This is a genomic window from Nonomuraea sp. NPDC050733, assembly GCF_040654215.1.
GTDB lineage: Bacteria > Actinomycetota > Actinomycetes > Streptosporangiales > Streptosporangiaceae > Nonomuraea.
On the sequence record NZ_JBFAHO010000033.1, the window covers coordinates 1 to 12,439 of the forward strand.

General features: G+C 72.4%; 13 protein-coding genes. 7 read left to right on the forward strand and 6 right to left on the reverse strand.

Annotation, left to right across the window (positions count from 1 at the left end):
* A partial coding sequence (locus tag AB0H64_RS34285; protein WP_357632914.1) for a methylated-DNA--[protein]-cysteine S-methyltransferase occupies window positions 1–515 on the reverse strand: 515 nt, incomplete at its 3' end.
* Here AB0H64_RS34285 and AB0H64_RS34290 point away from each other — a divergent pair.
* A complete protein-coding gene (locus tag AB0H64_RS34290) occupies window positions 514–1,416 on the forward strand; it encodes a ribonuclease Z (protein WP_357632916.1) in 903 nt (300 codons plus the stop codon). The genes AB0H64_RS34285 and AB0H64_RS34290 overlap by 2 nt on opposite strands.
* Window positions 1,417–1,640: 224 nt before the next feature.
* On the opposite strand, the gene AB0H64_RS34295 is transcribed toward AB0H64_RS34290, so the two are convergent.
* From AB0H64_RS34295 to AB0H64_RS34305, 3 genes are all read right to left on the reverse strand, one after another.
* Window positions 1,641–2,321, reverse strand: a complete 681-nt coding sequence (locus AB0H64_RS34295) for a hypothetical protein (protein ID WP_357632918.1) — start codon at window positions 2,319–2,321, stop codon at window positions 1,641–1,643.
* A gap of 59 nt (window positions 2,322–2,380) precedes the next feature.
* Window positions 2,381–3,166 (reverse strand): isocitrate lyase/phosphoenolpyruvate mutase family protein, encoded by a 786-nt coding sequence (locus tag AB0H64_RS34300; RefSeq protein ID WP_357632920.1) that lies wholly within the window; start codon window positions 3,164–3,166, stop codon window positions 2,381–2,383.
* Between the two features lie 84 nt (window positions 3,167–3,250).
* Window positions 3,251–3,820: a hypothetical protein gene (locus tag AB0H64_RS34305; protein ID WP_357632922.1), complete on the reverse strand. Its 570-nt coding sequence runs from the start codon at window positions 3,818–3,820 to the stop codon at window positions 3,251–3,253.
* 705 nt (window positions 3,821–4,525) lie between these two features.
* Between AB0H64_RS34305 and AB0H64_RS34310 the strand changes: the two genes are divergently transcribed.
* Window positions 4,526–4,744, forward strand: a complete 219-nt coding sequence (locus AB0H64_RS34310) for a hypothetical protein (protein ID WP_357632925.1) — start codon at window positions 4,526–4,528, stop codon at window positions 4,742–4,744.
* Between the two features lie 7 nt (window positions 4,745–4,751).
* Here the strand turns inward: AB0H64_RS34310 and miaB are convergent, their stop codons facing one another.
* Window positions 4,752–6,248 carry a tRNA (N6-isopentenyl adenosine(37)-C2)-methylthiotransferase MiaB gene (gene miaB / locus AB0H64_RS34315; RefSeq protein WP_357632928.1) on the reverse strand — a complete coding sequence of 499 codons (1,497 nt, stop codon included), beginning with the start codon at window positions 6,246–6,248 and terminating at the stop codon, window positions 4,752–4,754.
* Between the two features lie 136 nt (window positions 6,249–6,384).
* On the opposite strand from miaB, the gene AB0H64_RS34320 reads away from it, so the two are divergent.
* The 5 genes from AB0H64_RS34320 (at window position 6,385) to AB0H64_RS34340 (ending at window position 11,548) form a co-directional block, all read left to right on the forward strand.
* The gene (locus tag AB0H64_RS34320) at window positions 6,385–7,140 is read left to right on the forward strand and encodes an amino acid ABC transporter ATP-binding protein (protein WP_357632930.1); all 756 of its coding nucleotides are present in this window, start codon (window positions 6,385–6,387) and stop codon (window positions 7,138–7,140) included.
* A gap of 18 nt (window positions 7,141–7,158) precedes the next feature.
* The gene (locus AB0H64_RS34325) at window positions 7,159–8,016 is read left to right on the forward strand and encodes a glutamate ABC transporter substrate-binding protein (RefSeq protein WP_357632932.1); all 858 of its coding nucleotides are present in this window, start codon (window positions 7,159–7,161) and stop codon (window positions 8,014–8,016) included.
* Window positions 8,017–8,074: 58 nt separating this feature from the next.
* Window positions 8,075–8,743, forward strand: a complete 669-nt coding sequence (locus AB0H64_RS34330; RefSeq protein ID WP_357632934.1) for an amino acid ABC transporter permease — start codon at window positions 8,075–8,077, stop codon at window positions 8,741–8,743.
* Window positions 8,740–9,633, forward strand: coding sequence for an amino acid ABC transporter permease (locus AB0H64_RS34335; protein ID WP_357632936.1), 894 nt, complete (start codon window positions 8,740–8,742; stop codon window positions 9,631–9,633). Before AB0H64_RS34330 ends, AB0H64_RS34335 begins: the two co-directional genes overlap by 4 nt.
* Before the next feature lie 88 nt (window positions 9,634–9,721).
* The gene (locus AB0H64_RS34340) at window positions 9,722–11,548 is read left to right on the forward strand and encodes a prolyl oligopeptidase family serine peptidase (RefSeq protein ID WP_357632937.1); all 1,827 of its coding nucleotides are present in this window, start codon (window positions 9,722–9,724) and stop codon (window positions 11,546–11,548) included.
* 13 nt (window positions 11,549–11,561) lie between these two features.
* Here the strand turns inward: AB0H64_RS34340 and AB0H64_RS34345 are convergent, their stop codons facing one another.
* Window positions 11,562–12,362, reverse strand: coding sequence for an SDR family oxidoreductase (locus tag AB0H64_RS34345; RefSeq protein ID WP_357632940.1), 801 nt, complete (start codon window positions 12,360–12,362; stop codon window positions 11,562–11,564).
* Window positions 12,363–12,439: the final 77 nt, after the last annotated feature.

Below are 12,439 nucleotides of genomic sequence, written 5' to 3' on the forward strand. Positions count from 1 at the left end.
AGGTCCAGCAGCATCGGCTGCAGGTAGCCCTCGTGGGTCAGCAGCCGGCGCTTCGTCTCCACGCCCTCGCCGCCGCTGAACCCGCCCAGCCCGTTGCCCGCGATCACACGGTGACAGGGCACCACGATCGGGATCGGGTTGGAGCCCATGATGGAGCCGATCCCGCGGGCCGGCACGGCCGACCCGCTGCGCGCGGCCAGTTCCCCGTACGTCACGGCCGTGCCGTAGGGCACCCGGTGGAGCGCCTGGAGCACCACCCGCCGCGCACCCGAGGTCAGCCGCCAGTCGATCGGGGTCTCGAAGACCCGGAGCTCTCCGGCGAAATAAGCATTCAGCTCGGTGACCACCAAGGCCGTACGATCCGGGTCATGAACCTCAGCCAGGTCGGATCCCAGGCGCTCGTGCGCCGCCATGGCCCCGCCCCAGCCGACGGCGACGAGCCCTTCCTCGGTGACGGCGGGCACCAGCGTCCCCACCGGGGTCGGCACCTCGGCGAACGCCACTGTGGTCATCATGTCCTCGCGTGAACTCGTGGTGCTCGGCACCTCCAGCGCCGTGCCTACCCGCCACCGTAACCACAATGGGTACTTCCTGCGATGGGACGGTCAGGGCTACCTGTTCGACCCGGGCGAGGGCACGCAGCGGCAGATGGCGTACGCCGGGCTGAGCGCCAGCGACGTGCACTGGCTGTGCCTGACCCATTTCCACGGCGACCACTGCCTCGGCGTGCCCGGCGTCGTCCAGCGCATCGCCCGCGACAAGGTGCGCCACCCGGTGCGGGCCCTGTTCCCCGCCTCCGGACGTACCTACTGGCAGCGGCTGCGTCACGCCGCCGCCTTCGCCGACACCGACGTCATCGCCGAGCATCCTCTCGACGGCGACCACGCCGTCCTGGGGCAGCTCACCGCCCGCCGCCTGTCGCACCCCGTCGAGTCGTACGGCTACCGCCTCCAGGAGCCCACCGGCCGCCGCATGCTGCCCGAACGGCTGGCCGCCCACGGCATCCGCGGCGCGGAGATCGGCGAGCTGCAGCGCACCGGGTCGGTCCGCGGCGTCACCCTCGACGAGTGCAGCGTCGTCCGGCCGGGGCAGAGCTTCGCCTTCATCATGGACACCCGCCTGTGCGACGCCGTCTTCGAGCTGGCCGACCGCACCGACCTGCTCGTCGTCGAGTCCACGTTCCTGTCGGCCGAGGAGTCGCTCGCGCGGGAGTACGGCCACCTGACCGCCGAGCAGGCCGGGCTCGTCGCCGCCCGCGCGGGCGCCCGCTGCCTGGTCCTCACCCACTTCTCGGAGCGGTACGGCTTCGCCGACGAGCCGGCCTTCCTCGCCGAGGCGCGCCGCCACTACGACGGCGACGTCGTCCTCGCCCGCGACCTGACGACCGTCCCCGTCCCCCGCCGCCCCGCCACCTGACCGTCCGGTGACGGCGGGCGTCGACCGGTGTGCCGGTCAGTCGCCCTGCGACCAGGCGGCCACGGGGAGCGCAAGGTGCACTCCACGGCCTTCGACACCAGGTGCGGCAGCGCCGACGAGAGCTCACGCAGCGTGGATTCGGCGACGTGCCGAGCGTAGGCGGTCTCGACGAGCGGCATCGCACCAACCTGGCGCCGCGCGTGACCGCGGCGCGCAGGCCGGGGTCAGGTCCAGGTGGCCACGAAGTACCCGACGCCGTACGGGGCCGCATCGGCCAGCAACCGCCCCTTGAGCCCTCCGGAGCCGCCCTGACCCGCCGCACCCGCGAGGACCTGGAGGGCAGCGCGCCCGGCCACCCACAGCTCCGCGGCCTCCCCCGGGTCGAGCCGGGCGAGCGCCGCCGCGTCGGCGTCGGCCACCGCCCGGACGATGAGGTCGTGGTACGGCTGGGCCGCCGCGTCGTGGTAGCCCGGCGACTTCGGGGTCAGCCGGGCGGAGCCGTCGGCCATGACCAGCAGCGCCACCCTGCCCTCCCGCGCCAGCGCCTCCCCCAGCGCCAGGCATCCGGCCGGCTCCGCGTCGAACGCCACGGCCTCGAACCCGTCCGCCCGCCGCTCCCCCAGCAGCCGGCGGCCGATGGTCAGCGACAGCGGCAGCACCGGCTCGCCCTCGCCCACGGTGACGTCCACGCCCCAGGGCCGGAGGCTGCCCGCCGACCGGCCGCCGTACGAACCGGCCGACTCGGCTCCGCCCACCACGACGAGCCGGTCGGGGGCGGCGGCGTCGAGCTCGGCGAGCGCCTCCCGGCAGGCCGCGCGCAGGCCGTCCAGCTCGTGGGCGGCCGCGCCGGCCAGCTCGGGGACGATCAAGGGCGGATGCGGGCAGACCGCCGCGGCGACAAGCACACGCCCAGCGTATGCCCACCCGTACGCCCCCATGAGCACGGACGGAGCGTAGGGGGAGGTTACGCGTACGGGTCGCGGCCGTCGGCGATGGCCTGGATGAGGCGCTTCGTGTAGGCGTGCGCCGCCCCGTGGAGGCCGTGACCGAAGCTGACCCGTGCCACGCCCAGCTCCGCGAGCCGGGACAGAGGAGGAGTGCCCGGCCGGAACAGGACGTTGACCGGCGCGCCGATCTCCGCGACCAGGCGCTCGATCTCCTTCTCGTCGCTCGCCCCGATGGGGTAGACACAGTCGGCGCCCGCGTCGAGGTAGCGCCGCGCCCGCTCCACGGCCTCCTCCCGGGTGCCGTGGCCGCCGAGGTACGTGTCCACCCGCGCGTTGATCACCAGTCGCGGTCCGGCGGCGGCCCGCACCCCGGCCAGGAACTCCGCCTGCCTGCCCGGATCGACCAGCTCGCCGGTACGCGGATCGGAGTCCTCCAGGTTGCAGCCCACGGCCCCGGCGGCCAGCAGGCGCTCCACCAGCTCGGCCGGCGTCAGGCCGTAGCCGCGCTCGACGTCGGCGGTGACCGGGACCGGGACGGCCCTGGCGATGCGGCCGATCGCGGCCATCATCTCGGCGGCGGGCGTCGCCTCGCCGTCCTCGTAACCGAGGACCGGCGCGACGGCGGCGCTGCCCGTGGCCACCACGGGGAACCCGGCCTCGACCACGGCCCGCGCCGAGGCCGCGTCCCAGGCGTTCGGCAGGATCAGCGGGTCGCCCGGCACGTGCAGGCTCCGCAGAAGGGTCGCGGCCTCCCCCGAGGCAGGTGGCCGGCCGTCGCCGACGGTCTCTTCGTCGCTCGTCATGGGGCCGACCCTAGGGGGACAGTGGACCGCGTCACAGGTCCACTGGGAGCGCGAAGGGCCGAGCCAGTTCGGGGAGGAGAGGCGTCAGCAGCCGCTCGCGGCGCACTGGCCCGCGACCTGACCGGCCGGGCCGTCGGCGGCGCCGTCGGAGGGGTCGGCCGGCTGGTCCCGCACAGGCTTGGTCGGCGAGCCCGTGGGCTTCTTCGCCGAGCCCGTGGCCGTCTCGCTGTCCTTGCGGTCCTTGCTGTCCTTACCGGCCGCGCCCGTGTCCGTCGTACCGGAGTCGGCGCCGGGGTCCGCGGCCGGGTCGGCGCCGGTGGTGCCCGAGTCCGCGTCCGCGTCGGCGGCCGTGCCCCCGTCGCCGGGGTCGTCCGTGATCGCGTCGCCCATGGAGGCTTCCTCGTCGCCCGCCAGGCCGGCGTCGGCCTCCGGGGAGCTCTTCTGGGCGGGCCCGCTCTGCTGCGTGGCCGGTGAGCCGTCGCCCGCGAGGGCGAATCCGACGCCGCCCGCCCCGAGCCCCGCCACGAGCGCGGACGCGGCGATGAGGATGGTCTTGCGGCTCTTACGGGTGGTACGAGCAGACCTGGGCGGTCTGGGGTCGTCGCCCGGTCCTGTGAGGATCTCCCGGCGATCCGGCTCGTTCGGATCTTGCATGGTGCCACAACTCCCTGCGGTCGTATCGGGAAAGCTCGCCGGCTTCCGCGGGTGATGGACCACACTAGCGGCATCACTGGAATGCTCGCGCACCATTCACAGCAACAATCACAAAGGAATCACGACTTGTCCCGCCTTGAGTGCATTCGCGCAGGTAGCCAGGACCGGATGGCGCCGGCGGCGAGTGTGGCCGGAGTGCTCATGATCGCCGGGATGGGGGTTCTGCTGGCATTCATCGGCACGCCGCGGCCCGTCCAGAAAAGCGCACCGGCAAATGATCAGAAAAGCCGGCTTACCGCTGTCTCCAGCATTCCGGCGCCTCCCAGGGCCCGCGCGCCGAGGCCCGCCGGCTGGCCGACGGACTGGGCCAACGGCTGGGGGAACGACCGGCCGGGACAGGCGCCCGGCCCCACCCCGGCTCTCGCGCGGGCCCCCGGCATCCTGGACCCGGACAACTGGCTCGAACGCGTCCGCCCGCCGGCCCGTCACCGGGACCGGGCGCCGCACCCGCCCATGCTGGGTCTCCCGCCGGTGATGTCCCCCTGGGTCACACCGGCGCAGACCCCTCGGCGGAATGCCCCCGACGCCGCATCGCCCGAGGCCCTGGACGGCCGTCACGAGACCGCCCCGCCTGCACCGGTACCGTCGCCCCCGCCCCCGCGGACGGACGACTCGCAAGGCGAGACCCCGACGCCCGCGGCGCGGGTGGCCGCGTCGCCCGCTCCGGCCGCGCCCCCACACCCCCGTACGCTTCCCGCGCCCGCCGCCGAGCCGGAGATCCCGGCCGCACCCGCCGAGCGCCGCCGGCAGGAGCCGGAGACGGCGAGCGGGGTCACCGGTGACCCGCTTCCCGCGCCGGACCCGTGCGCCACCTTCCCCGACTTCCGCCGGGAGTACTGCTACCGCCTCCTCGGCGGCCGGTGACCCCCGTTCAGGCCGGGCAGCCCTCCACAGAAGCGGCCGGCGCGACGGCGGGGCGCCCGATGGACGGCATGCCCAGCATGACGCCCTTGGCGGCCTCCGCCGCGGCGCCCTGACGGGCCTCCCACGCGTCGCCGGCCCGGGTGCGGCGCAGCCCGAGGACCGCGCCGTCGGCCACCAGGTGGTGCGGCGCGGCGTAGGTGACCTCGACCGTCACCATGTCGCCGGGCCGCGGCGTCTCCTCGCCGGCCGCGAAGTGGACCAGCCGGTTGTCGGGGGCGCGGCCGGACAGCCGCCGGGTGGCGTCGTCCTTGCGGCCCTCGCCCTCGGCGACCAGCACCTCCAGTGTCCGGCCGACCTGCTTCTTGTTCTCCTCCCAGGAGATCTCCTCCTGCAGCGCGACGAGCCGCTCGTAGCGCTCCTGGACGACCTCCTTCGGGATCTGGTCGTCCATGGTCGCCGCCGGGGTGCCGGGGCGGATGGAGTACTGGAAGGTGAAGGCGTTGGCGAAGCGGCTCTGCCGTACGACGTCGAGGGTGGCCTGGAAGTCCTCCTCCGTCTCGCCGGGGAAGCCGACGATGATGTCGGTGGAGATGGCCGCGTCCGGCATGGCGGCGCGGACCCGCTCGATGATGCCGAGGTAGCGCTCGGCGCGGTAGGAGCGGCGCATCGCCTTCAGGACCCGGTCGGAGCCCGACTGGAGCGGCATGTGCAGCTGGTGCATGACGTTGGGCGTCTCGGCCATGGCGGCGATGACGTCGTCGGTGAACGCGGCCGGGTGCGGGGAGGTGAAGCGGACCCGCTCCAGCCCGTCGACCGTGCCGCAGGCCCGCAGCAGCTTGCCGAACGCCAGCCGGTCGCCGAACTCGACGCCGTAGGTGTTGACGTTCTGACCGAGCAGCGTGACCTCCAGCACCCCCTGCCCGACCAGGGTCTCGACCTCCGCGAGGACGTCGCCGGGACGCCGGTCCTTCTCCTTGCCGCGCAGCGACGGCACGATGCAGAACGTGCACGTGTTGTTGCAGCCGACGGAGATGGCCACCCAGGCGGCGTAGGCCGACTCGCGCTTGGTGGGCAGCGTCGAGGGGAAGACCTCCAGCGACTCCTTCAGCTCCACCTGCGCCTCGCCGGCGACGCGGGCGCGCTCCAGCAGCACCGGCAGCGAGCCGATGTTGTGGGTGCCGAACACGACGTCGACCCAGGGCGCCTTGCGGACGATCTCGCCCTGGTCCTTCTGCGCGAGGCAGCCGCCCACGGCGATCTGCATGCGCGGGTTGGCGACCTTGGCGGGGCGGAGATGGCCGAGGTTGCCGTACAGGCGGTTGTCGGCGTTCTCGCGGACGGCGCACGTGTTGAACACGACCACGTCGGCGCTGTCGCCGTCGGCCGCGCGCACGTAGCCGGCGTCTTCCAGCAGGCCCGAGAGCCGCTCGGAGTCGTGCACGTTCATCTGGCACCCGTACGTGCGGACCTCGTACGTGCGGGGGCTCTCGTGGGTCACAGTCATGGCGCGTTCTAGAGTAGTCGTTGTAGGGCCTGAGACGACCGAACGGGGCCAAAAGTCCAGCTCGACGGCATGATGTGATCGGATCGGTACCACCTGGTTAGTGCACAGCGCCCTAACGCACCCTAGGTTTTGACGCATGACGGAGAACGGGGACGTCACTCCACTGGTCAAGTTGGAGAACGTCGACAAGCACTTCGGGACGTTGCACGTCCTGAGGGACATCAACCTGACCGTCTCCCGTGGCGAGGTCCTCGTGGTGATCGGCCCGTCGGGTAGCGGTAAGTCAACGCTCTGCCGGGCGATGAACCGGCTGGAGACGATAGACAGCGGACAGATCATCTTCGACGGTCAGCCCCTGCCGGCCGAGGGCAAGGCGTTGGCCCGCCTTCGCTCCGAGGTCGGCATGGTGTTCCAGTCGTTCAACCTGTTCGCGCACAAGACCATCCGCGAGAACGTCACCCTGGGGCCGCTCAAGGTCCGCAAGGTGGCCAAGGACGCGGCGGACAAGCGCGCGATGGAGCTGCTGGAGCGCGTCGGGATCGCGGCCCAGGCGGACAAGTACCCCGCGCAGCTGTCCGGCGGGCAGCAGCAACGGGTGGCGATCGCCAGGGCGCTGGCCATGGACCCGAAGATGATCCTGTTCGACGAGCCGACCTCCGCTCTGGACCCGGAGATGGTCCAGGAGGTGCTCGACGTCATGGTCGGGCTGGCACGTGACGGGATGACGATGGTGGTCGTCACGCATGAGATGGGTTTCGCCCGCAGGGCCGCCAACCGGGTGGTGTTCATGGCCGACGGGCAGATCGTGGAGGAGAACACCCCGGACGAGTTCTTCACCAACGCGCAGACCGACCGGGCGCGCGACTTCCTGTCGAAGATTCTCACGCACTGACTATTGAGGTGGGTACACATGCACATGCGTCGAACCGGAGCAGTGCTCTCCCTTGCGGCCATGGTGGGCGGTCTGGCCGCCTGTGGAGGCGGTGACAAGACCTACGCCAGCGTGGTGGACAAGGCCAAGGACGGCGCGACGGTCGTCGTCGGCACCAAGTGGGACCAGCCGAGCCTGGGCCTGAAGAAGGGCGCGGAGCCGGAGGGCTTCGACGTCGACGTGGCCAAGGCCGTGCTGAACAAGGTGGCCGGCAAGGATGTGAAGATCACGTGGAAGGAGTCGGCGTCGTCCAACCGCGAGCCGTTCCTGGCCAACGGCACCGTTGACATCATCTTCGCCACGTACTCCATCACGGAGGAGCGCAAGAAGAAGGTCACCTTCGGCGGGCCGTACGTCATCGCCCACCAGGACGTGATGGTGCGCAAGGACGACACCTCGATCAACTCGCCCCAGGACCTCAAGGGCAAGAAGATCTGCAAGGCCGCGGGCTCCAACTCCTACAAGCGGATCACCGACCCGCCGCCGGACGGCCAGCTCGACCTCGACGCGACGACGGTCGACGCCGCCAGCTACTCGGAGTGCGTGCAGAAGCTGGGCGGCAACAACCTCGACGCGCTCACCACCGACGACCTGATCCTGGCGGGCTTCGCCAAGCAGGCGGGCGGCAACTTCAAGGTGCTGGGCCAGGGCTTCACGGACGAGAAGTACGGCATCGGCCTGAAGAAGGGCGACACCAAGACCTGTGAGGCCGTCAACACCGCGGTGAAGGCGCTGTGGGACGACGGGACCATGAAGAAGCTGCTGGAGAAGTGGTTCGGCGGCATCCAGGGTCTGAAGCTGTCCGAGACCGCGCCGCCGGCCGAGGGCTGCGCCTAGTCACGTCCGAGGCGGCGGCCGGCGACCCGGTCGCCGCCGTCCTATGCGGTGGAGCACGATGGACGAACTGATTACCTACGCGCCCGAGCTCGCTCGGGGCTTCCTGGAGAACGTCAAGCTCGCCCTCGTGGCGCTGGTCGTCTCCTTCATCCTCGGCACGGTCCTGGTGGGGATGCGCGTCTCTCCCACACCGGTGCTGCGCGCCGCCGGCACGGTCTACGTCAACGTGGTGCGCAACACCCCGCTGACGCTGGTGCTGGCCTTCTCCGCGCTGGGCCTGAGCGACCAGCTCGGCCTGGTCTTCTCAAGCCAGCCCCAGACCAACTCCTTCTGGCTCGTGGCGATGGGCCTGGGCGTCTACACTGCGGCCTTCGTCTGCGAGGCGTTGCGCGCCGGCATGAACACGGTGCCGATGGGGCAGGCCGAGGCGTCCCGGGCGATCGGGCTGACCTTCTTCCAGACCCTGACCATGATCATCCTGCCGCAGGCGTTCCGCGCGGTCATCGCCCCGCTGGGCAGCGTGGTCATCGCCATGATCAAGAACACGACGGTCGCGACCGCCGGTGGCTTCCTCGCCGACTCCGCGGCCACGATGAAGATCGTCTTCGACACGACCGGCGCCTCCATCCCGATCTTCCTCGGCGTCATCGCGGCCTTCATGGTCCTGATCCTGCCGATCGGCTACCTCACCGGGTGGCTGTCGCGGAAGCTGGCGGTGGTCCGATGAGCACGTCCGTCCTGTTCGACACCCCCGGGCCGCGCGCCCGCGTGCGCAACCACCTGCTCACGGTCGTCAGCGTCATCCTCGTGGCCGCCGTCCTGTACGGCGTCTACCGCGGGTTCGACGCCAAGGGCCAGTGGGCGGGCAAGATCTGGGAGCCGTTCATCCAGGCCTCGACCTGGCAGGAGTTCATCATCCCGGGTCTGATCGGCACGCTGAAGGCCGCGGCGGCGGCCGCGGTGCTGGCGCTGCTGTTCGGCATGGTGTTCGGCCTGGCAAGGCTGTCCGACCACGCCTGGATCCGCGTACCGGCGGGCCTGGTCGTGGAGATCTTCCGCGCCGTCCCGCTGCTGCTGCTGATCTTCTTCATCTTCTACCTGGCGCCCAGCGTGATGGGCGGCGGCGACTACGCCTTCTTCGCGGTGGTGCTCGGCCTGACCCTCTACAACGGGTCGGTGCTGGCCGAGGTCGTCCGGGCCGGCGTGCTGTCGGTGGCCCGGGGGCAGTCGGAGGCCGCTTACGCGATCGGCATGCGCAAGAACCAGGTGATGCGGATGGTCCTGCTGCCGCAGGCCGTCACGGCGATGATGCCGGCGATCGTCAGCCAGCTCGTGGTCCTGCTCAAGGACACCGCGCTCGGCTACATCATCGCCTACGTCGACCTGCTCAACACCGGCTTCAAGATCCTGCCCGCGGTGTTCTTCGGGTCGCTGATCCCGGCGGCCATCGTCATCGGGATCATCTACGTGGCGCTCAACATGTCGCTGAGCTACCTGGCGAACCTGCTGGAGCGGCGCACGCGGCGCAGCACCAAGTCGGCGGCCGGCCCGGTCGAGCCACCCAGCGCGATGGCCGGCTCGACCGCCGGCGGCGGTGGCGGGGTCATCATCGACTGACCCCTCCGGGGACACGGGTTCACGAAGGGCGGTCACCTGGTCGGGTGACCGCCCTTCACTGTCTCTGATCTTCCGGCAGGATGCCCCTATGCCCTTCTGGCCCTCCCCCATCTCCACGACCGACGTCGCCCGGTCCGGGCTCCGGCCGGCCTGGCCCACCGCGCAGGACGGGCAGGTGTGGTGGACGGAGGACCGGCCGGACGAGGGCGGCCGGACGACGATCGTGCGCCGCGCCGCCGACGGCACGCGCCGCGAGCTGCTGGCCGCGCCCTGGTGCGCGCGCACCAGGGTCCACGAGTACGGCGGCCGGCCCTACGCGGTGACGCCCGCCGGCGAGGTGGTCTTCTGCAACCTCGCCGACCAGCGCCTCTACCTGGGCCATGACGACCCCGTGCCGCTCACCCCCGAGGGCGACGGCTCCCGCTACGCCGACCTGCTGGTCCGCGACGGCCGCGTGTGGTGCGTGCGCGAGCGCCACCACGACGGCAAGGTGACGCGCTCCGTCGTCTCGTTCGCCCTCGACCGGCCCGCCGATCCGCGGGAGCACGTCACCGGCGCCGACTTCTACGCCTTCCCCACCCTCTCCCCCGACGGGCGGCACCTGGCCTGCGTCTGCTGGAGCCATCCCCGCATGCCGTGGCACGGCACCGAGCTGCGCGTCACCCGCCTGGCCGACGGCGTCTCATGGACGGTCGCGGGCGGGCCGTCCGAGTCGGTCCTGGCGCCCCAGTGGAAGGACGACGGCCACCTCTACCTGGTCTCCGACCGCTCCGGCTGGTGGAACCTGCACGAGGTCCCCGTGACCGGCGGCCCCTCCCGGGCGCTGTACCCGGCCGAGGAGGAGTTCGCCGGGCCGCTGTGGCGGCTGGGCGGCCTGCCGTACGGCGTGCTGGGGGACGGGCGGCTCGCGGTGCTGCACGGGCGCGGCGACCTGCGGCTGGGTGTGCTGAACCCCGGGTCCGGGCTGCTGCGCGATCTGGACGTCCCCTGCGAGGGGTGGGACCCGGCGCTGGCGGTGGACGGCGGGGAGCTGGTCGGGGTCGGGTACGGTCCCACGGCGCCGCGGACCGTCCTGCGGGTGGACACGGCGACGGGACAGGCCGAGACGCTGGCCCGCGACGCCGGGAGGCTGCCGGACCCCGCCTGGCTGCCGTCGCCGCGGGCGGTGGAGCTGCCCGGACGCGACGGCCGCCGCGTCCACGCCCACCTCTATCCGCCTGCCGTGGGCGAGCCCGGCACGGTCCCGCCGTACGTGGTCTTCGTGCACGGCGGGCCGACCGCGCACGCCGGGACCGCGCTCGACCTGGAGAAGGCCCTGCTCACCTCGCGCGGCATCGGCGTCCTCGACGTGGACTACGGCGGCTCCACCGGCTACGGCCGGGCCTACCGCGAGCTGCTGCGGGGCCGCTGGGGCGTGGTGGACGTCGAGGACGTCGTCGCGGCGGCTGAGTGGCTGGCGACCGAGGGCCTGGCCGACCCCGCCCGGGTCGCGGTGCGAGGCCGCAGCGCGGGCGGCTGGACCGTGATGGCGGCCTGCTGCCGGTCCGGCGCGTTCGCGGGCGGGGTGTCCTACTACGGCGTCAGCGCGCTCGCCCCGCTCAACGCCCACACCCACGACTTCGAGTCGCGGTACGTGGAGTGGCTGGTCGGCCCCGAGGACCCCGAGCTGTACGCCGAACGGGAGCCGCTCGCCCTGGTCGGCGGCGTGACCTGCCCCATGCTGCTCCTCCAGGGGCTCGAAGATCCGGCCGTGCCGCCCGAGCAGTCGGAGGCGTTCGCCGACGCCCTGGCGGAGCGCGGGGTGCCGTGCACGTACCTGGCGTTCGAGGGCGAGTCGCACGGGTTCCGCCGCGCCGAGACCGTCGCGACCGCCCTCGCCGCCGAGCTGGCCTTCTACCAGCAGATCTTCAGCTGACGCGGAAGCGCCGTCAGCCCTTGCGCCACTCCCCCGACCCCAGCGCGCCCGCGGCCTGCGGCCCCATGAGGCCGAGCCCGCCGTCGACGAAGACCGTCGAGCCGGTCACGTACGACGCGGCCGGGCTCGCCAGGAACGCCACCACGGCCGCCACCTCGTGCGCGTCGCCAGGCCGGTTGATCGGGTAGCCGGGCCTGGTGCCGATCTGCGGCGGCAGATCGTCCTGGCCGGTCATGGGCGTGGCGATCTCGCCGGGCGCCACGGTGTTGACCGTGATGCCGTACTCCGACAGCTCCAGTGCCAGGACGCGGCTGAGCATCCGCAGGCCGCCCTTGGCCGCGCAGTACGGGCCCGATCCCACGCGCGGGTACTCCTCGTGGACGCTCGTCACGCTGACGATGCGCCCGCCCCGCCCCGTCCGGGCCATCCGCCGCGCCGCCCGCTGCGAGCACAGGAACGGGCCGTCCAGGTCCACCGCCACCACCGACCGCCAGCGCTCGTAGTCCATGTCCATGAGCGGCTCGGAGCTGCCGGTCCCGGCGTTGTTGACCAGCACGCCGAGACCGCCGAGCTCCTCGGCGAGGTCGTCGACGACGGCCGCGGCGCGTTCGGGATCGGTCAGGTCGTGGCGGCGCACCGCGGCGGCCTGGCCCAGCTCGCGCACCTGCTTGGCGGTGTCCTCGGCGCCGTCGCTGTCGGAGTGGAACGTGATCCCGACGTCGAACCCCTGCTCGGCCAGCGTCACGGCGGTGGCCTTGCCGATGCCGGAGTCGGCTCCCGTGACGATCGCGACCCGGTCGTACCCCTCGGTCATGACTCTCCCCTCGTCGGAACAGGCTCGTACCGGATGTGGCGGCGCGGCGTGCGCGCCGTTCTCCGGCCCCTGCCCGA

Bases quoted from the DNA above. Each gene is read 5' to 3' on its own strand.
- AB0H64_RS34290 (WP_357632916.1), top strand. From the start codon at position 514: ATGTCCTCGCGTGAACTCGTGGTGCTCGGCACCTCCAGCGCCGTGCCT.
- AB0H64_RS34300 (WP_357632920.1), bottom strand. From the start codon at position 3,166: ATGACGAGCGACGAAGAGACCGTCGGCGACGGCCGGCCACCTGCCTCG.
- AB0H64_RS34305 (WP_357632922.1), bottom strand. From the start codon at position 3,820: ATGCAAGATCCGAACGAGCCGGATCGCCGGGAGATCCTCACAGGACCG.
- miaB (WP_357632928.1), bottom strand. From the start codon at position 6,248: ATGACTGTGACCCACGAGAGCCCCCGCACGTACGAGGTCCGCACGTAC.
- AB0H64_RS34320 (WP_357632930.1), top strand. From the start codon at position 6,385: ATGACGGAGAACGGGGACGTCACTCCACTGGTCAAGTTGGAGAACGTC.
- AB0H64_RS34325 (WP_357632932.1), top strand. From the start codon at position 7,159: ATGCACATGCGTCGAACCGGAGCAGTGCTCTCCCTTGCGGCCATGGTG.
- AB0H64_RS34330 (WP_357632934.1), top strand. From the start codon at position 8,075: ATGGACGAACTGATTACCTACGCGCCCGAGCTCGCTCGGGGCTTCCTG.
- AB0H64_RS34335 (WP_357632936.1), top strand. From the start codon at position 8,740: ATGAGCACGTCCGTCCTGTTCGACACCCCCGGGCCGCGCGCCCGCGTG.
- AB0H64_RS34340 (WP_357632937.1), top strand. From the start codon at position 9,722: ATGCCCTTCTGGCCCTCCCCCATCTCCACGACCGACGTCGCCCGGTCC.
- AB0H64_RS34345 (WP_357632940.1), bottom strand. From the start codon at position 12,362: ATGACCGAGGGGTACGACCGGGTCGCGATCGTCACGGGAGCCGACTCC.